Annotated in this window: 19 protein-coding genes and 1 pseudogene; 7 read left to right on the forward strand and 13 right to left on the reverse strand. The window is 71.7% G+C overall.

Annotated elements, in window-relative coordinates; genetic code table 11:
• Window positions 1–13 precede the first annotated feature (13 nt).
• The 9 genes from E0H26_RS01465 to E0H26_RS01505 form a co-directional block, all read right to left on the reverse strand.
• Complete coding sequence (locus E0H26_RS01465; protein ID WP_131299870.1) at window positions 14–397, reverse strand: DUF2267 domain-containing protein; 384 nt, start codon at window positions 395–397, stop codon at window positions 14–16.
• A 50-nt stretch (window positions 398–447) separates the two neighbouring features.
• A complete protein-coding gene (locus tag E0H26_RS01470) occupies window positions 448–1,026 on the reverse strand; it encodes a DUF6416 domain-containing protein (RefSeq protein ID WP_240741954.1) in 579 nt (192 codons plus the stop codon).
• Window positions 1,023–1,766, reverse strand: coding sequence for a winged helix-turn-helix transcriptional regulator (locus E0H26_RS01475; protein ID WP_131299873.1), 744 nt, complete (start codon window positions 1,764–1,766; stop codon window positions 1,023–1,025). Before E0H26_RS01475 ends, E0H26_RS01470 begins: the two co-directional genes overlap by 4 nt.
• Window positions 1,767–1,795: 29 nt before the next feature.
• Window positions 1,796–2,659 carry a phosphate ABC transporter ATP-binding protein PstB gene (pstB, locus tag E0H26_RS01480; protein ID WP_131299876.1) on the reverse strand — a complete coding sequence of 288 codons (864 nt, stop codon included), beginning with the start codon at window positions 2,657–2,659 and terminating at the stop codon, window positions 1,796–1,798.
• Between the two features lies 1 nt (window position 2,660).
• On the reverse strand, window positions 2,661–3,575 hold the full coding sequence (gene pstA, locus E0H26_RS01485) for a phosphate ABC transporter permease PstA (RefSeq protein ID WP_131299879.1): 915 nt from the start codon (window positions 3,573–3,575) through the stop codon (window positions 2,661–2,663).
• A complete protein-coding gene (pstC, locus tag E0H26_RS01490) occupies window positions 3,572–4,564 on the reverse strand; it encodes a phosphate ABC transporter permease subunit PstC (protein WP_131299882.1) in 993 nt (330 codons plus the stop codon). The genes pstA and pstC overlap by 4 nt, the downstream gene beginning before the upstream one ends.
• Before the next feature lie 76 nt (window positions 4,565–4,640).
• Window positions 4,641–5,717, reverse strand: coding sequence for a phosphate ABC transporter substrate-binding protein PstS (pstS, locus tag E0H26_RS01495; RefSeq protein WP_131299885.1), 1,077 nt, complete (start codon window positions 5,715–5,717; stop codon window positions 4,641–4,643).
• A 202-nt stretch (window positions 5,718–5,919) separates the two neighbouring features.
• Window positions 5,920–6,564 (reverse strand): phosphate signaling complex protein PhoU, encoded by a 645-nt coding sequence (gene phoU, locus E0H26_RS01500; RefSeq protein ID WP_131299889.1) that lies wholly within the window; start codon window positions 6,562–6,564, stop codon window positions 5,920–5,922.
• 168 nt (window positions 6,565–6,732) lie between these two features.
• Window positions 6,733–8,118 carry an MGH1-like glycoside hydrolase domain-containing protein gene (locus tag E0H26_RS01505; RefSeq protein WP_240741955.1) on the reverse strand — a complete coding sequence of 462 codons (1,386 nt, stop codon included), beginning with the start codon at window positions 8,116–8,118 and terminating at the stop codon, window positions 6,733–6,735.
• 431 nt (window positions 8,119–8,549) lie between these two features.
• On the opposite strand from E0H26_RS01505, the gene E0H26_RS01515 reads away from it, so the two are divergent.
• Window positions 8,550–9,161: a class I SAM-dependent methyltransferase gene (locus E0H26_RS01515; protein ID WP_131299892.1), complete on the forward strand. Its 612-nt coding sequence runs from the start codon at window positions 8,550–8,552 to the stop codon at window positions 9,159–9,161.
• A gap of 23 nt (window positions 9,162–9,184) precedes the next feature.
• Window positions 9,185–9,808 carry a class I SAM-dependent methyltransferase gene (locus E0H26_RS01520; RefSeq protein WP_131299897.1) on the forward strand — a complete coding sequence of 208 codons (624 nt, stop codon included), beginning with the start codon at window positions 9,185–9,187 and terminating at the stop codon, window positions 9,806–9,808.
• Window positions 9,809–9,831: 23 nt separating this feature from the next.
• Here E0H26_RS01520 and E0H26_RS01525 read toward each other — a convergent pair whose 3' ends face one another.
• Complete coding sequence (locus E0H26_RS01525) at window positions 9,832–10,803, reverse strand: aldo/keto reductase (protein ID WP_131299900.1); 972 nt, start codon at window positions 10,801–10,803, stop codon at window positions 9,832–9,834.
• Between the two features lie 54 nt (window positions 10,804–10,857).
• On the opposite strand from E0H26_RS01525, the gene E0H26_RS01530 reads away from it, so the two are divergent.
• Entirely contained in the window at window positions 10,858–11,217 is a 360-nt protein-coding gene (locus E0H26_RS01530; RefSeq protein ID WP_131299903.1) for a MerR family transcriptional regulator, read from the forward strand.
• Between the two features lies 1 nt (window position 11,218).
• Window positions 11,219–11,827, forward strand: a pseudogene (locus E0H26_RS01535) (class I SAM-dependent methyltransferase); the annotation flags it as partial.
• Between the two features lie 39 nt (window positions 11,828–11,866).
• On the opposite strand, the gene E0H26_RS30525 reads toward E0H26_RS01535, so the two are convergent.
• A complete protein-coding gene (locus E0H26_RS30525) occupies window positions 11,867–12,211 on the reverse strand; it encodes a DUF6223 family protein (RefSeq protein ID WP_420812770.1) in 345 nt (114 codons plus the stop codon).
• 215 nt (window positions 12,212–12,426) lie between these two features.
• On the opposite strand from E0H26_RS30525, the gene E0H26_RS01545 reads away from it, so the two are divergent.
• From E0H26_RS01545 to E0H26_RS01555, 3 genes are all read left to right on the forward strand, one after another.
• On the forward strand, window positions 12,427–13,539 hold the full coding sequence (locus E0H26_RS01545) for a sensor histidine kinase (RefSeq protein WP_131299906.1): 1,113 nt from the start codon (window positions 12,427–12,429) through the stop codon (window positions 13,537–13,539).
• Window positions 13,536–14,198, forward strand: coding sequence for a response regulator (locus E0H26_RS01550; RefSeq protein ID WP_131299909.1), 663 nt, complete (start codon window positions 13,536–13,538; stop codon window positions 14,196–14,198). The genes E0H26_RS01545 and E0H26_RS01550 overlap by 4 nt, the downstream gene beginning before the upstream one ends.
• An 85-nt stretch (window positions 14,199–14,283) precedes the next feature.
• Window positions 14,284–14,853, forward strand: a complete 570-nt coding sequence (locus E0H26_RS01555; RefSeq protein ID WP_240741956.1) for a dihydrofolate reductase family protein — start codon at window positions 14,284–14,286, stop codon at window positions 14,851–14,853.
• Between the two features lie 115 nt (window positions 14,854–14,968).
• Here the strand turns inward: E0H26_RS01555 and E0H26_RS01560 are convergent, their stop codons facing one another.
• Together E0H26_RS01560 and eccB are read right to left on the reverse strand one after the other, a co-directional pair.
• On the reverse strand, window positions 14,969–15,427 hold the full coding sequence (locus E0H26_RS01560) for a hypothetical protein (protein ID WP_131299915.1): 459 nt from the start codon (window positions 15,425–15,427) through the stop codon (window positions 14,969–14,971).
• 244 nt (window positions 15,428–15,671) lie between these two features.
• Entirely contained in the window at window positions 15,672–17,057 is a 1,386-nt protein-coding gene (eccB, locus tag E0H26_RS01565; RefSeq protein WP_131299918.1) for a type VII secretion protein EccB, read from the reverse strand.
• Window positions 17,058–17,167 lie beyond the last annotated feature (110 nt).

A 17,167-nucleotide genomic window follows, 5' to 3' on the forward strand; every position in this document is an offset into this window, starting at 1 on the left:
CGCCGGTCGCGCGCTACGGCCAGGTCTCGTCGGTGATCGGGGCGATGGTGCCGTCCTCGGCGGTGGGCAGCCCGGCGACCAGCGCCCGGAACTCGTCGACGGTGACCGCCTCGCGCAACGTCGCGAAGACCGCCGCCGCGCCGAGGCCCGCCGTCTGCTCGTCCACCCCGGCGCGCTCGCCGACCCGGCGCAGGAAGTCGCCGGGTCCGGCGGTGTACGCCGCGCCGCCGGCGGCATCGCTCAGCTCGTCCGGCAGGTACCCGGTCGGGTCGGTCGTCGGCCCCCCGGTCATCCGTTCCGCCATGGTCCGCAGCACCGCACGCGCCACGACGGCGGACAGTTCCACCGGCAGCCCGGACCGACGCGACACGGCGTCGACGAATAGGGGAAACCGCACGGCACCCTCCCGTCGTCAGGCGCCGCGCTGGTTACCCCCGCCCTCCTCGGCTAAACGGCGGGGGGCGGGGCAGCAGCGGAGTCCGCCGCCGGCTGCCGGTCGTCGGTCACCCGGGCCAGCCGGGCCCTACGCCAGCAGTCGGCACGATGCTGGTCCACCCGGTAGCAGAGTTCGCGGGGGGCCTCCGGCCGTCCGGGTACCCGATCGAAGGGCAGTCCCCGGCCCGCGTAGTCGTGGTGCGCCTTCAGCAGCCGGGTCAGACCCGCCATCGCCCCGATGATCTTCTGCCGGGGCCGCCCGATGGCCTGACTCAACTCCTGGACGGTGAACTGCCGCCCCGGCTCGGCGGCGAGCGCGTCGAGCATCGCCGCGACCGTACGGTGGGTGGCGCTGGCCCCCTGGCTGAGCCGTCGCAGCTCGTCGACGGTCCAGTCCCGGACCGGCACGTCGGGCACCGGCCTGGGCCGGCGGCGCGGCACCGGGGTGATGCGCTGCCGGGCGTCGAGGTCGGCGAGCAGGCGGGCCACGTGTGGGACGTACGCCAGCGGCACCGCCAACAGGACCATGCCCTCCGGGGCGGCTTCCGCCGGCAACGGCGGGTGGGGCGCTCCCCCGGGCAGCGCGGTCACGACACCGAGGGCGTGGTCGTGGCCGGCACGAAGCGGTAACCCAGTCCGCGTACGGTCACGATCATCGGCGCCTGGTCGCCGTCGAGCGCGAGTCGCCGACGGAGCCGTTTGACGTGCACCGTCAGGGTGTTGGAGGTGTCGTCGGAGCCCCCTCCCCAGCCGGCGGCGAGCAGTTGCTCCCGGGTGACGGTCCGCTCGGCGTGACTCATGAAGAAGTACAGCAACCGGAACTCCTTCAACGGCAGCGCCACCACCCGGCCGTGTTGGCTCACCTCGAACGTCGACGGGTCCACCCGCAGTCCGCCCAACTCGATCGGCGGATCGAGGGCGCCGGCGGTCTCCGGGCGGATCGCCCGCAGGATCGGCAACACCTCCTCGGCCCGGTACGGACGCCGGACACCGGCTGTCGCGCCCGCCTTCAGCGCGGCGGCGGCGACCCCACCATCGTCGTCGCCCACCCCCACCACCGTCGGAATGCCGGCCCGGCGGGCGAGCAGGCGTACCACTTCGGTGCTGCTCATGCTGGTCAGCCCGGCGGCGACGACGGCGGCGTCGGGTTGCAGCGCACCGGCGTCGAGCAACGCTTCGGCGGCGTGCGGGTAATGGTGTCCGCGTACCCGATGGTCGGCCAACTGGGCGACCAGGGCGGCACCGACGCTCTCGTCGTCGTCCACCACGAGCAGCACGAAACGCCCGTCGGCTCGATGGTCACCTCTGGTGGCCTCGACGAGATTGTTCATCGCACACCGGCTCCGTCGACCGCCACCACTCAGCCGAAGCGACCGGTGATGTAGTCCTCCGTACGCTTGTCGGTGGGGTTGGTGAACAACTTGCCGGTCTGGCTGAACTCGACCAGCCGGCCGTGGCGCACCTGCTTGTCGTCCACCTCGGCGGTGAAGAAGGCGGTGTAGTGGCTGACCCGGGCCGCCTGCTGCATGTTGTGCGTGACGATCACGATCGTGTAGTCGCTGGTCAGCTCGAACATCAGGTCCTCGATCTTCGCCGTGGCGATCGGGTCGAGCGCCGAGCAGGGCTCGTCCATGAGGATGACCTCGGGCTTGACCGCGATCGTCCGGGCGATGCACAGCCGCTGCTGCTGACCGCCGGAGAGGGCCAGTGCGCTCTTGCGGACCTTGTCCTTGACCTCGTCCCAGAGGGCGGCCTTGGTCAGCGCCTCCTCGACGTGGTCGTCGAGCCGACCCTTGATGCCGTTGATCCGCAACCCGTAGGCGACGTTGTCGTAGATGGACTTCGGGAACGGGTTCGGCTTCTGGAACACCATGCCGATGCGGCGGCGGACCTGGATCGGGTCGACGTCCCTGGCGTACAGGTCCTGGCCGTGGAAGAGGACGTCGCCGCTGACCCGGGCGCCCGGGATCGGGTCGTTCATCCGGTTGAGTGCCCGCAGCACCGTGGACTTGCCACAGCCCGACGGCCCGATCATCGCGGTGACCTGGTTCTGCTGGATCGGCATGGTGGTGCCGCGCACCGCCTCGTAGCTGCCGTAGTAGACGCTGACGTCGCGCAGTTGCATCACCGGTGCGCCGGTGGGCTCGACGCCGGAGGCGGTGCTGCCCGGAGCGTGCACCGTGACGGACGGGCGGGTGGTCAGGTCGGTGTCGTTGCTGGCCATGTCAGCGCTCCTTGATGGCGAACCGGCTCGAGATGAATCGGGCGATGATCGTGAAGCCGAGCACGATCACGATGAGCGTCAGGGCCGCCCCCCAGGCCCGGTCCTGCGCGGCCGGGAACGAGGTGCTGGCGTTGCGGAAGATCTGTGCCGGCAGGGCGGTGTTGGAGCCGTCGAAGAGGTTCCAGTTGGGCGAGAAGACGATGCCGGTGACGATGATGATCGGGGCGGTCTCGCCGGCCGCGCGGGCCACCGCCAGCAGGGAACCGCTGGTGATGCCGGAGATCGCCGCCGGCAGCACCACGGTCAGCGTGGTCTTCCACTTGCGGGCGCCCAGCGCCATGCTCGCCTGCCGCAGTTCCTCGGGGACGAGCCGGAGCATCTCCTCGCTGCTGCGGATGACCACCGGCAGCATCAGGCAGGCCAGCGCCAGCGCGCCGGCGAACCCGGTCTGCTGACCGACGAGCAGCACCCAGCTGATGTAGACGAACAGGCCCATCACGATCGAGGGCACGCCGGTCATCACGTCGGCCATCAGCCGGATCACCCGGGCCAGTGGCCGCTGTTTGCCGTACTCGTTGAGGTAGATCGCGCCGAAGACGCCCAGCGGGATCGCCATCAGCGCGGCGGCGCCCGTGATGAGCAGGGTGCCGACGATCGCCGGTGCCATGCCGCCGCCCACCCGGCGGTAGGAGTTCGGGATGTCCTCGGTGAGGAAGGACAGGCTCATCACCCCGCCGCCCTTGCTGATGACGGTGTAGGTCACCAGGGCCAGGGGGATGACGGCGAGCAGCACGGCGGCCCAGATGGCAGCCGTGGCGAGGTGGTTGGTGAACCGGCGGCGACCCGACAGGGCGGCCCGGGTCAGGTCGGGCCCGCCAGCGGCCGGGCGGGTGGCGGGTGGTGCGGTGACGGTCACGCGACGCTTCCCTTCATCCGGGCCTCGGCCCGACGGACGACCGTCTGGGCGAGCACGTTGATCAGCACCGTCATCGCGAACAGCACGACGCCGAGGCCGATCAGGGCCGCGGTGAAGGTGCCGGTGGATTCACCGAACTGCTGCACGATGACGGCAGCCATCGAGTTGCCGGGGGCGAACAGGTTGGCGGAGATGTTGGTGGCACCGCCGATGACCAGGGCCACCGCGATCGTCTCGCCCATCGCCCGGCCGAGGCCGAGCATCACCGCGCCGACGACGCCACCGAAGCTGTGCGGGAACACCGCGCCCCGGATCATCTCCCAGCGGGTGGCGCCGAGCGCGAGTGCGGCGTCCTTGTCCGCGCGGGGCACCGTGCTGAACACCTCGCGGGTGATCGACGTGACGATGGGCGTGATCATGATCGCCAGGATCAGGCCGGCCGTCATGAAGTTGCGACCGCTGCTGACCGGGCCGAAGAGCCGGCCGAGCACCGGAACCCCGCCGAGCAGGTCGTGCAGCCCCTGGTAGACCGGGACCATCGCGGGCGCGACGACCAGGATGCCCCACAGGCCGAAGACCACCGACGGTACGGCGGCCAGCAGGTCGATCACGGTCACCGCCGGCCCGCGCAGGCGACGCGGCGCCAACTCGGTCAGGAACAGCGCGATGCCGACCGAGACCGGCACCGCGAACAGCAGGGCGATCAACGACGAGATGGCCGTGCCGTACGCGAAGGACAGCGCGCCGAAGATGGCCTCGCCGGTCGCCGGGTTCGGATCCCAGATCCGTTCGGTGAGGAATCGCGGGCCCATCGCGTCGAACGCCGGCCAGGCCTCGCGGACGGTGGTGATGAGGATCAGCCCGAGGATCGCCAGCACCAGCAGGCCGGTGCCGAGCGTCCACCAGGAGAAGACGCGGTCGCCGAGGGCGCTGCCGCCACGCTGGGCCAGCGCCGACCGGGAGGCGGGGGTCTTGTTCGTCAAGGTCATCTTCGCTCCAGCTCAGGTACCCGGCTGGGGACGGGATCGCTTCGATCCCGTCCCCGGCTGGCGATCTTGGTCCTGATCAGCCCTGGATCTTGTCGACCTGGGCCAGCGCCTTCTCCTTGAGGGAGGCGGGCAGCGGCGCGAAGTCGATCTCCTTGGCCAGGTCCTGGCCGTCGTTGAGCAGGTAGGTGAGGAAGCCCTTGACCAGTTCCGCCTTGGCGGCGTCGCCGTACGAGGTCTTCACGATGATGAAGGTCGGAGCGGTGATCGGGTACGCGGTCGCACCGGCGGCGTTGAGCGGGTTGTAGCTCAGGTCGTCGGCGATCTCGGCGCCCTCCAGGCCGGCGGTGGTGCCCTCCAGCGTCGGCTCGACGAACTGGCCGTCCTTGTTCTTGATGGCGGCGAACTTCAGGCCGGTGGCCTTGGCGTCGCTGAGGTCCACGTAGCCCACGGCACCGTTGGTCTGCTGCACGATCTGGGCGACACCGGTGTTCTTCTCGCCACCCTGGGTGCTGGCCGGCCAGGCCACGGTGTCACCGCTGCCGAGCTTCCAGGTGCCCGCCGCAGCGGCGTCGAGGTACTTGGTGAAGTTGCTGGTGGTGCCCGAGCCGTCCGAGCGGTGCGCGACGACGATCGGGGTGCTGGGCAGCTCGACACCCGGGTTGTCCGCCTTGATCGCGGCGTCGTCCCAGGTCTTGATGTCGGTCTGGAAGATCTTGGCGAGCGTCTCCGGGCTGAGCTGGAGCTTGTCCACGCCCTGCAGGTTGAAGGAGACCGTGATCGGCGCCGCCACCGTCGGGACGTAGAGGAACGAGCCGGCGGCCACCCCGTCGGTGTCCTTGACCAGGCTGTCGGTGCCGGCGAAATCGACCAGACCCTCACCGAACTGCTTCTTGCCGGTGCCCGAACCGGTCGCGTTGTAGGTGACCGTCAGGTTGCCGGCCTCACCCTTGAACGCCTCGATGACCTCTTGGTAGTACGCATCCGGGAAGCTCGCGCCGGACGCCTTCAGCTCGCCGGACAGGTTCGCGTAGGCGCTGTCGCCGCCGCTGCCGCCCGGCTCCGTGCTGTTGTTATTGCTTGCACAGCCGGTAAGCGCGAGCGCGGCAAGCGCGACGCCAGCGAGGACGCGCCGCGAAAGCACGTTGCGGTTCACCAGGTAAGCCTCTCTATCGGGGTGCATCAGCCCGTCCGGGCCGTACGCGAGTCAAGGTAGGAGGCCCAGGTAGCCGTACCCCCGGCCCCAGGTGAACGAAAAATGAACTTGGCGGCTCCGGTGGTGGCCAGCGGGCGACGGGATGTGACGTTCTCCGGGCGAGCGCACCAAATGCCCGCAATGGGTACCCGGACGTCCGGGCTCAGAGCCGGATCGTCCCGGTCACCAGGTACACGACCTGCCGCGCGACGTTCACCGCCTGGTCGGCGTACCGCTCGTAGTACCGGCCGACCAGGGCCAGGTCGATCGCCGACTCCACGCCGTACGGCCAGTCGGTGACCAGCATCGACAGCAGGCGTTCCTGGGCGGCGTCGACCTCGTCGTCGTCGAGCCCGAGCTGCATCGCGTCGAGCCGGTCGCGGGTGGCCAGCACCACCGTCGTCTTGTCGGCGATGCGGGTCGCGGCGCCCGCCATCGCGGTCAGCACCGGCACCGCCGGCTCCGGCACCACGCCCACCGGATGCCGCATGAGCACGACCTTCGCCACGTGTACGGCGAGGTCACCCATCCGTTCCAGGGCGCCGGCGATCCGCAGCGCGCACACCACCAGACGCAGGTCGGAGGCGACCGGCTGATGCCGGACCAGCACCTCGGGAATCATCGCCTCGGCCTCGGCCCGCAGCCGGTCGAGCACCGCGTCGCCGGCCAGCACCCGCTCGGCGGCCGACCGGTCCACGTCGAGCAGGGCGGTGCTGGCTGTCCGGATCGCCGCGCTGGCGTCGCGGCTCATCGTCGCCAGTACACCGGTGAGCCGGTCGAGTTGCTCGTCGTAGCTGTCCCGGCCCATCGCCCCTCCGTCCGTCGGGCCGCGCTTCGTCCTGCTGCGACACCAGCACCGCTGCGCCGCGCCGGCCCGGCCCTGGCCAGCAACCTACCCGCCGGACACGGCCCGCTGGCGGTGCGCGAGCCTCGGCGGTTGCGTTGTTAAGCAGGGGCCCCTGCTATACACCCGGCGTTAACAGGGGGCCCTTCCTTGATCCTCGGTGAGGGTGTCGAGCAGGAGGGCCGCGGTCCAGCTGAAGGCCGGGGAGCCGAGGCCCGCGCCGGTGTCCGGGTGGAAGTACTCGTGGCAGCCGGCGGTGGCCGCCAACTCGACCATCGACGTACCCAGACCGACGGCCAGTCGGGGCTGCCCGTGCGCGAGCAGGCCGCGTCGGACCAACCAGTTGATGTTCATCCAACTGGGACCACGCCAGTAGCGCAGCGGTTCGAAGTCGGCGGCGGTACGGTCGTGGCTGGGCAGCGGTCGGGCCATCCGTTCGGCGAGGCCGAAGCGGGGCGAGCCGGCCTCGACCAGGATCGCCTCGACCTGGCGCGGCGGCAGGTCGGGCAGGATCAACGGGGTCAGCCCGAGCACCGTACGAGCCGGGGTCAGCCGGCCGGTACGCAGGTCACGCGGGTGGAAGGTGCCGGTCGTCGGGTCGTACAACCGGTCCACCAGCGCCGTGGTGATCCGGGCCGCCCGCTGCCGGTGTGGACCCGGATCCGCGCCGATCTCCTCGGCGATGTGCGCCAGAGCCGACTCGGCGGCGCCCAGCGCCGCGTTGAACAGCGGACACTCCACCAGGAACGGGTGCCGGTCGATCAGGTCGTCGTCCCGGTAGTTCGCCGCGCGGTAGGCGGTGACGATGGCGACGTACCGCGCGTAGTCCAGGTCGGTGGGTCGGTGCGCGGCGGCGGCGTGCACGATGTCGCGCCGTCGGTACGCCCGCAGCACCGCCGCCTCGGCCGGTACGGCGGCCAGCGGGTCGTCCCAGGCGGGGCTGTTGTCCAGTCCGGACTCCCACGGGTGCACGATGCTGGCCAGCCCGGCGCCGCCGACGTCGCGGCGGGTGGTCAGATAGCGCTGCTGGGCCACCAGGCGTGGGTAGAGCCGGCCCAGCGCGGCACGGGCGTACTCGGACGGTGCGCGACGGTAGGCGTGCCAGGCGGCCAGGGCGTGCACGGGCGGCTGGACCAGGCCCGAGGTGGCGGTCGCCGGTGCCCCCTCGACGGTCGCGGATGCCCAGAACCGTGGGCCCGGAAAGTACGCGCTGTCGGCGACCGCGGGGTTGAACACGATGTGCGGCACCCGGCCGTCGCGCCACTGGGCATCGAACAGGCTGGTCAGTTCCGTCCAGGCCCGGTCGGGGCGCAGGTGCGCCCAGCCGATCGCGACGAACGCCGAATCCCAGCTCCACTGATGCGGGTAGAGGGTGCGGGAGGGCACCGTGTGGTCGTGCTCCCAGTTGCCGTCGAGCGTGGCCCGGGCCAGCGCGACGAGGCTGCCCTGATCCCGTGGCGCGGTGTCACCCGCCGGTGTCGTGTCCGACCCGGCCGGCGTAACGGCCCATCTCACCATGTGTCACATCCCGGTAGCGCTGGGCTCCAGGATAGGACCCGGCCAGATCGCGCCTCCGCCCGCCCGACCACCTCAGGGGCGCCCGTCCTTGCGGGCCCCGGTCCAGCGCAGGTCGGCCGGCAGATGGCTCAGGTCGTTGAACATCACCAGGCCGGGCGCCCGGCCGGTCCGGTACTCGATCATCGTCAGTCCGGTGTTGGCGCTGCGGCACTACCTGACGGTGCGATCGTGGCGGTGGACGGCGGCACCGGCCGGGTCACGCCGACTCAGCGTGCGGTGTCCCCTCCCGCTGGCACCGAATCCCGGGATAGGCTGGACACCGACGCATATCGGTAGAAGATGGTCGATTACCAATCGATGGATCCGACAGCGATCACGCGCACGGGGGCGCCGGCAGGTCGAGTGACACCACGACGCGAAGGAGCCCCTGGATGAGTCAGGCGCGGCAGGGCCCCACGGGTACCGAGGGCGAAGACTACACCCAGCGGTTGCAACGGCTCAGCGGTGCGCGCTGGAAGCGGATCCTGGACGTGCAGGCGCCCTACCGGTGGAACCTGCGACGGCTGCGTCTGGGCCGGACCCTCGACGTCGGCTCAGGGCTGGGCCGAAACCTGATCAATCTCGGCACCGGTGCGGTCGGGGTGGACCACAATCCGACGTCGGTGGCGCACAGCCGCGCGCTCGGTCTCGACGCGTACACCATCGAGGAGTTCTTCGCCTCCGAGCATGCCCGTCCCGGCGCCTTCGACTCGCTGCTCGCCGCGCACCTGCTGGAGCACATGCCGGCCGAGCAGGCCCGCGAGGTGGTCGGCTCGTACCTGCCGTTCGTCCGCTCCGGTGGCCGGGCGGTGTTCATCACCCCGCAGGAGCGCGGCTACCACAGCGACTCGTCGCACGTCCGGTTCGTCGGCTTCGCCGAGGCCGCCGAGGACTGCCGGGCGCTCGGGCTGACCGTGCTGCGCCAGTACTCGTTCCCCTTTCCCCGCGCCGCGGGCCGGGTGTTCACCTACAACGAGTTCGTGACGGTGGCCCAGTTGCCCTGACCGCCGCTGGTTACGGTGATCCGATGAGCGAGCGCAGCACCACCTCCGGCAAGCCGACCCGCTGGGCCACCGACACCGCGCCGGAGCACTCCCAGTGGTACGTCGACCGGTTCCGGCGGCTGGCGGCCGAGGGCGTCGACCTGGCCGGTGAGGCGCGGTTGCTCGACACGCTGGTGCCGCCGCGCTCGCGGATCCTCGATGCCGGCTGCGGCACCGGCCGGGTCGGCGCCGAGCTGGCCGCCCGGGGCCACACGGTGCTCGGCGTGGACGCCGACCCGGTGCTGATCGAGGCGGCCCGCGCCGACCACCCGGGGCCCCGCTGGCTGGTCGCCGACCTGGCGGAGCTGGACCTCGCGGCGGCCGGTGAACCGGAGCCGTTCGACGCGGCGGTGCTGGCCGGCAACGTGATGACCTTCGTGGCCGCCGGCACCGAAGCGACCGTGCTGCGCCGGGTGGCCGCGCACCTGCACCCGGACGCGGTGATCGCGGTCGGCTTCGGCACCGACCGGGGCTATCCGCTCGGCGACTTCGACGCCGACGTGGCCACCGCCGGCCTGCTGCTGGAACACCGCTTCGCCACCTGGGACCTGCGCCGCTGGCGGGACGGCGCGGACTTCGCCGTCAGCGTGCTACGCCGACCCGCCTGATCCCCCGCGCGGCAGCCCGCCGCTCAGTCCGCCGAGTCGAGTCGGGCGAGTTGCGCGTCGTCGAGGCGGAGGGCAACGCCGTCGAGGGCGGCGTCGAGCTGGTGGAGTTTGCTGCCGCCGAGGATGGGCCGGATGCCCCGGCTGACCAGCCAGGCGAGCACCACCTGGCCGCGCGTCGCGCCGATGTCGCCGGCCACCGCGTCCACGGCCGCCAGCCGCCGGGTGTTGCCCGGGTGGTCGTACACCTGCGGGATCGGCTTGGCCGGATTGTCGTAGGCCCCGCTGAGCAGCGGCGTGTAGGCCCAGATCTCCAGTCGGTGGGTACGGGCGTGGTCGGCCTGCTCGTCGCTGAGCACACCGTGGGGATGGACCACGCCGTCCGGGCGGGTGCCGGGACGGACCCGCAGATAGGTGGCGTTCAACTGGAGGGCGTCGATCGGCGTGGTGCCCCGGGCGGTGGCGTGTGCGCGGGCCCGCTCGACCCGCCAGGCCGGATGGTTGGAGGCACCCACCCGGCGTACGGTGCCGGCGGCGACCTGGTCGGCGATCGCGTCCACGCTCTCCTCGATGGGCGTGGCGCGATCCTCCTGGTGCAACCAGAGCAGGTCGACATGGTCGACGCCGAGGCGTTGCCGGCTGCCCGCGAAGGCGTCGCTGATCGCTCGGCGGCTCAACCCCGCGCGGTGCTCGGGCCAGGAACCCTTCCACAGCGGTTCCGCGCCCACCTTGGTCGCGATGCGGACCCGATCACGGGCACCGGGACGGGCGGCGAGCCAGCGGCCGACAATCCGCTCGCTGGCCCCGCCCCGCCCGTCGGCGCTGAGCCAGAAGGCGTAGCAGTCGGCGGTGTCGATCCACTCGCCGCCGCGTTCCACGAACCGGTCGAGCAGTTCGAACGACGTCTTCTCGTCGATGAGGGTGCCGAAGGTCATCGCGCCGAGCACGAGCGGGGACACCGCAGGGGACTGAGACTGGTCCAGGTGATCGGTAGTCATGCGACCACGATTCAACCTGGAGCGCGCTCCAGGTCAAGCGGTAGCGTCGGGAGGATGCGGACCTACACTCCGGCGGAGGCCGCCGAGCGCAGCGGCTTCTCCGTCGACACACTGCGGTACTACGAACGAGAGGGCATCCTCGCCCCGGTCGCGCGGACGGCCGGTGGGCGCCGGACCTACAGCGACAGTGACCTGTCGACACTCGACTTTCTGCGGTGCCTGCGCGACGCGGGCATGCCCATCGAACGGCTGCGCCGCTACGGCGAACTGTGCCGCGACCCGAACACGATCGCCGAACGCATCGCCCTGCTGCGCGAACACGCCGTCGCGGTCGACAACCAGATCGACCAGCTCCGACGCTATCGCGCCCGGGTCGACGAGAAGATCGCCTGGTACGAGGGGTCGGCTGGTTGACATGGCCCGGATCGCGTACGACCAGGCCGACGCGGCAGCGTTCGCGGCCAGCCGGCACCTCACCGACGACGGGCTCGCCGCCTGGCGGGCCGCCGCGATCCGGCACCTCGACCCGCGTCCGGGGATGCGGCTGCTCGACCTGGGCGCCGGCACCGGTAGCTGGGCCCGCGCCTTCGCCGGCTGGTTTCCCGACGCCGAGGTGATCGCCGTCGAACCGGCGGCGGCGATGCGGGCCCGCTCGGTGTTCGCGCCCGTGCTCACCGGCGACGCCGCGCACATCCCGCTACCCGGGGGCAGCGTCGACGCCGTGTGGATGTCCACTGTGATCCACAACGTTCCGGACCTGACCGCGGCGGCACGCGAGCTGCGCCGGGTGCTGCGGCCCGGCGCCCCGGTGCTGATCCGGTCGGCGTTCGCCGGACGACCCGAGGCGATCACGCTGTTCCGCTACTTTCCGGAGGCCGTCCGGGTGCTCGACAGCTATCCGCGCATCGCCGACGTCGAAGCCGCCTTCGCCGTGGCCGGCTTCGCCACCGTGGCCGTCGAGCAGGTTCCCCAGCTCACCGCCGCGTCGCTCGGGGAGGTCCAGGGCGGCAGACGGGCTGTCGCCGACTTCGCCCGGTGGAGCGCGGGGCCGGGCCGGGTGGCGTCAGGTGGCCCGCCGGGAACGGGCCCGTGCCAGCGCACCGAGGATGATCGCGAGCAGCCCGAGCAGCATGGCCACATAGCCGCCGACGATGCCGTTGCCGGTACCCGGTCCGCCGTCGGCGGTGGCCACCACCCAGCCGCCGACGAGGATGCCGGCGGCTCCCGTGGTCAGGGCGACCGCCGATCGGCCCCTGCCGCCACGGCCGCCGTCTGCCCGGGCCAGCGCCAGGCCGCCGACGACCGATCCGGCCAGCGCCACGACCGCGGCGACAGCGCCCACGCCTCGCCCGGTGGTCAGGGTGTACGGGTCGATGGTGGCGGCAGCGAGCAGGTCGGTCAGGGACATCAGGTGTTCCTCCTTCACTTCGTCGATCTCGTCTGATCCTGTCTGCCGGACCCGTCGCGCCGCGTCGTGCCGACGTGGACAATCCGCCCTGCCGTACGCGCGGCAGACGACTACTGCGGGCGTGGTAGCCGCCGGGGAAACGACCGCACCTGCGGTAGTCACCGCTACCGCGCTGGTACGAGTCGGCTCGGGCCGAGTGCGACTAGGGTGCGCGCATGGGCCCAGCAGAGGTCGGTGTCCGGGATTGGCTGATCGCCGTCGGCGTGGCGGCGATCCTCCTGGTCACCGGGCTGACCGGACGAACTCTGGCGGGCGGTACCGAGTTGCTCGGTGCCGTGCTGCTGATCGCGGGCGGCCTGGCACTGGTCGCGCGCCGCCGCGCACCGGTCGCGGTGCTGGTCGTCACCGGGTTGTGCGCGTTGGGTTACCAGGCGGCCGGCTTCGACGTGTTCGCCGTGGCGTACCTGTTCGCGGTCTACGCGGCGATGCGAGCGGGGCGCCGGATCGCCACGGTGGCGACCAGTGCGGTGATGTTGGCCGCCCTGCCCGTCGCGGCGATGGCGGCGGGCCTGCGCGACGCGGGCGAGGCGTTCGTGCAGGCCCGGAACGTCCTGGAGTTGGCCTGGCTGATCGCGGCCGGTGCGGCGGGTGAGGCGTTGCGGCAGGCCGAGCGGCGCGCGGACGAGGCCGAGCGCACCCGCGAGGAGAGCGCGCGGCGGCGGGCCGGAGAGGAGCGGCTGCACATCGCGCGGGAGCTGCACGATTCGCTCACCCAGCAGATCGCGGTGATCAAGGTGCAGGCCGAGGTGGCCGTACATCTGGCGGCCAAGCGGGGCGAGCCGGTGCCGGAGGCGCTGCTGGCGATCCGCGACGCCGGCCGCGAGGCAGCCCGCGAGCTGCGTGCGACGCTGGAGACGCTGCGCGACGACGGCGACCGCCGGCCGTACGGCATCGACCAGGTGCCCGAGCTGGTGCGGCGCGCCCGTGGCACCGGGCTGCACGCGACGCTGTCGATCGAGGGAGAGCGGACGGATCTGCCGTCGGCGGTGGACCGCGCCGCGTACCGGATCGTCCAGGAGTCGCTGACCAACATCAGCCGGCATGCTGCCGCCACCACCGCGACGATCCGCATCGACTACCGGCCCGACGCGGTCGCGATCCGGGTGGATGACGACGGCACGGCCGCCGTGGAGTCGATCTCGCCCGGTGTCGGTCTGCTGGGGATGCGGGAACGGGTCAGCGCCCTCGGCGGCCGGTTGCGCGCCGAGCCACGCGGTGAGGGTGGCTTCAGCGTCCACGCCGAGCTGCCCGTGGAACGGGCGTCGTGATCCGCGTGCTGCTGGTCGACGACCAGCCGCTCATCCGCAGTGGCTTCCGCGCGCTGCTCGACGCGGAGGACGACATCGAGGTGGTCGCCGAGGCCGGTGACGGCCGCGAGGCTCTGGCACTGGCCCGGCGACACCGGCCCGACATCGCGCTGATCGACATCTCGATGCCCACCGTCGACGGCATCGAGACGACCCGACGCATCGCCGCCGACCCGACCCTGTCCGGGGTGCACGTCGTCATCCTGACCAGCTACGGCCTGGACGAGTACGTCTTCGACGCGCTGCGCGCCGGTGCCGCCGGTTTCCTCGTCAAGGACATCCAGCCGGAGGACCTGCTACACGCGATGCGGGTCGCGGCGCGCGGCGATGCGCTGCTCGCACCGTCCATCACCCGCAAGCTGATCGACCGGTACGTCACCCAGCCACCGCACGTGGCGGACACGACCGCGCTGACCGGCCTGACCAATCGGGAACGTGAGGCGGTCGCGCTGGCCGCGCAGGGATTGTCCAACGAGCAGATCGCCGCTCGTATGGTCATCAGCACGGTCACGGCAAAGACCCACCTGAACCGGGCGATGACCAAGCTCCAGGCCCGCGACCGCGCCCAACTGGTGGTGTTCGCCTACGAATCCGGCCTGGTGCGTCCGGGCAACCGGTGACGGCCGCTTGCATTACCGTCATCGGCGGGCAGGCGTGCATCGTCACCGTTGGGAGGCCGTGGTGCCGGGTCGGTTCGTGTACTGGATGAATGTTTCCCTCGATCTGAAGATCGAGTACGCCCCGGGCGAGGAGGGCGGTGGCCAGTGGATGCGCATCGGTGAATCGCTGCATCGCGTCTTCAACGAGCGGGCGCGGGCGATGTCGCTTTCGGTCGAGGGACGCACGATCTACGAGACGATGGAGGCGTTCTGGCCGGCCGCCCGCACCGACGACTCGCTGCCGGACTTCATCCGCGAGTACGGCGAGATCTGGACGTCGATGCCCAAGGTGCTGGTGTCGCGCACCCGCACCAGCGCCGACCACAACACCCGGATCATCGGCGGGGACGACGTGATCGAGCAGCTCGCGCGGCTACGCGCCGAGTCCGACGGGGACATCGGGGTCGGCGGCGCCACGCTCGCCACCCAACTGCTGCGGGCCACACTGCTCGACGAGTTGCTGCTGTTCACCCATCCCGTCATCCTGGGCGCCGGTCGACCGCTGTTCGACACGCACGACGAGCCGCTCGAACTCGATCTGCTCGAACAGGCGTCGTTCGACGAGGGCGTCACGATGCATCGGTACGCGGTCCGGGGCGCCCGCGCCACGGCGTGACAGCCGCCCGGACCGACCGGGCGAGCAGACGGCTGAGCCGTGATCCGCCCCGCCCGCTCCCCCGGCGTCAACGCCGAACGGCCGGACCCACCTGGGGTCCGGCCGTTCGTCATGGTCAATCCTTTTCGAGGATGAACCGGCGATTCAAATCCGGATCACCATTGAACCAGTACAGCACCGGCTCTCCGTCCACTGTGTTCGAACGCAGCCTCGTGCTGAAGTGGATCCCGACCTGGCCCTGTTCGCCTACGGTCTCGAAACCGAGCTGCACGGTGGCCAGCCGCCCACCGGGGTCTTCGATCGCTGCCGTCAACTCCCACTCTCCCCGTGCCACGTCGGCGGGAGCCGTCGTGCCCGGAGGGTTGAACAGCGAGACCGGGACATTTCTCGCGACGAAGGTCCCGTCGGCATTGAAGGTGAACGTGCAGTCGTCCGCACCACGCCAGGTTCCCACCACGATGTCATTGGTCAGGGTCGGGCGGGTATCGCCCTCGAAGACCCTGCCGAACACGTGGACCACGAGACCCAGACCCAGCACCAGGAGGCAGACGAGACCGACGGCGATCGCCGTCACGCCCCATCGTCCTCGCCGCACGCCGGCACCCGGGGACCGAGCCGCGCCGTCGGGACTGCCTGGCCCTACCATATGGTCTTCCTGAATCGATAGCTCTGGATCAGATGATACTCACCCCGGTACGCATCGGCGCCGCTTCCGGCCCGTCCGTCGCCCCGAGGACGTCTTGGTAACGTAGCCGCGCTGTCCGTTGCCTCGCATGTGTCGAGGACGTGGCCGCGACACCGGCCCGCTGACCCCGGCGTCAGCCGGGGGTGACGGCCCGCCGGGCCGCCTGCGGGTCCAGGCTCGCCCCGGCGGGAACCAGGCTGACCAGGCCCGCCGGCAACCGGATGGGGCGGGTCTGTCCGTAGCCGAGCATGGCGGAGACCTCGGCGTCGGCGAGGACGTACCGCCGGCCCAGATCGGTGACCACGGAGAGCGCCCCGCCGGAGGCGCCCGGGGCGGCCATGGACTCGACCAGGGCACCGCGTCCCGGCTCGACCAGGACGTGATCGGCCACCGTACGGCCCGCCACCCCGCCACCGGTGGGCGTGGCGGCGCTCAGGTCGGGCAGGGCGGCGTCGAGTCGCAGGTCGACGCTTGCCGCGTCGTCGCCGACGACGGCGCAGAGCACCGGCGAGTCGGCGGCGGCCAGTCGAGGCGGCGAACTCGGCGGCGCGTCGGGTCCGGTGGGCGCGAGGTCGGGCAGCTGTGGCAGGGCGGCGAACCGACCGAGGCTGATCTGCTCGGGTTCGCGTTGGCCGGTGCGGGCGAGTTGCAGGGCGGCCTGCAACTCGGTGATGCCGGCGAGGCCGGCGCGTAGCACGACCGCGTACTGTCGTCCGCCGCCGGAGTTGCTGACCAGCAGAACGTCTCCGATCCGGGCGCCGGCGACCCGGTCGGAGGGTCCACCGAGGCCGGGTAGGTCGAGCGGGGCGAGGTCGAGCCCGGCGGGCACGGTGTTGAGTACGGCGGCGGCGACCGGCACGGCCCGGGCGCGGGTGGTCGCCAGCGCGGCCAGCACCCGGTCGGCGTCGCGGATCAGATGCCGGCGCTGCTGCTGGACGAGGTGCAGCCTGCCGCCGGGATCACGCAGGATCAACGCCTCGTCACGCAGCGGCCGACCGCCGGGGTCGCCGGTGCCGATCAGCAGCACCGCGCGGGGCTCGCGCCGGCCGGGCTGCGGGCTGGTCGAGCAGACCGTCCAGGGCGCGGCCGAGAGCCGGGGGGCCGCCGGCAGCGAGTCGGGTGCGTCGGCGATGCCCAGGGGCAGACCACGGGGTACGCCGTCGATGGACCGCCGCGACACGAGCACGGTCCTCGGCCGCTCGGTGCCGATGATCAGTAGCGCGGAGGTGTAGTTGGGTACCGGATGCAGCCGGTTCTCGCGGTAGACGAACCGAGCCCCCGACTCCTTCTCCACGATGACCGCCGCGGCGTCGCGCCACTTCGCGTCGCCGCCGGTGAACAGGCCGTAGAGGGCGGAGCCGCCCAGCCCGATGACCGCCACCAGGACACTGGCCATCCCCGCACCGGCGAGCCGGCGCAACGGTGACTGCGCGGGATCGGTCTCGCGCATCACCAGCGCGGCGACCACCCGCTGGAGGGTGAACTGGTACGAGTGCAGCTGGTCCTGCCGCGACGGCATGGCTTCCCTTCCGGCGAGCGGGTCGGCGCACAGGATATGCGTTGCGTCGATGTCCCGTGGACCGCGCGTCACCGCCGGCCGGGCGACGATCCGTGCCCGAGATGGCCATC

The organism is Micromonospora zingiberis (genome assembly GCF_004331455.1).
GTDB lineage: Bacteria > Actinomycetota > Actinomycetes > Mycobacteriales > Micromonosporaceae > Micromonospora > Micromonospora zingiberis.

Bases quoted from the DNA above. Each gene is read 5' to 3' on its own strand.
- E0H26_RS01475 (WP_131299873.1), bottom strand. From the start codon at position 1,766: ATGAACAATCTCGTCGAGGCCACCAGAGGTGACCATCGAGCCGACGGG.
- pstB (WP_131299876.1), bottom strand. From the start codon at position 2,659: ATGGCCAGCAACGACACCGACCTGACCACCCGCCCGTCCGTCACGGTG.
- pstC (WP_131299882.1), bottom strand. From the start codon at position 4,564: ATGACCTTGACGAACAAGACCCCCGCCTCCCGGTCGGCGCTGGCCCAG.
- phoU (WP_131299889.1), bottom strand. From the start codon at position 6,564: ATGGGCCGGGACAGCTACGACGAGCAACTCGACCGGCTCACCGGTGTA.
- E0H26_RS01505 (WP_240741955.1), bottom strand. From the start codon at position 8,118: ATGGTGAGATGGGCCGTTACGCCGGCCGGGTCGGACACGACACCGGCG.
- E0H26_RS01515 (WP_131299892.1), top strand. From the start codon at position 8,550: ATGAGTCAGGCGCGGCAGGGCCCCACGGGTACCGAGGGCGAAGACTAC.
- E0H26_RS01520 (WP_131299897.1), top strand. From the start codon at position 9,185: ATGAGCGAGCGCAGCACCACCTCCGGCAAGCCGACCCGCTGGGCCACC.
- E0H26_RS01525 (WP_131299900.1), bottom strand. From the start codon at position 10,803: ATGACTACCGATCACCTGGACCAGTCTCAGTCCCCTGCGGTGTCCCCG.
- E0H26_RS01530 (WP_131299903.1), top strand. From the start codon at position 10,858: ATGCGGACCTACACTCCGGCGGAGGCCGCCGAGCGCAGCGGCTTCTCC.
- E0H26_RS30525 (WP_420812770.1), bottom strand. From the start codon at position 12,211: ATGTCCCTGACCGACCTGCTCGCTGCCGCCACCATCGACCCGTACACC.
- E0H26_RS01545 (WP_131299906.1), top strand. From the start codon at position 12,427: ATGGGCCCAGCAGAGGTCGGTGTCCGGGATTGGCTGATCGCCGTCGGC.
- E0H26_RS01555 (WP_240741956.1), top strand. From the start codon at position 14,284: ATGAATGTTTCCCTCGATCTGAAGATCGAGTACGCCCCGGGCGAGGAG.
- eccB (WP_131299918.1), bottom strand. From the start codon at position 17,057: ATGCCGTCGCGGCAGGACCAGCTGCACTCGTACCAGTTCACCCTCCAG.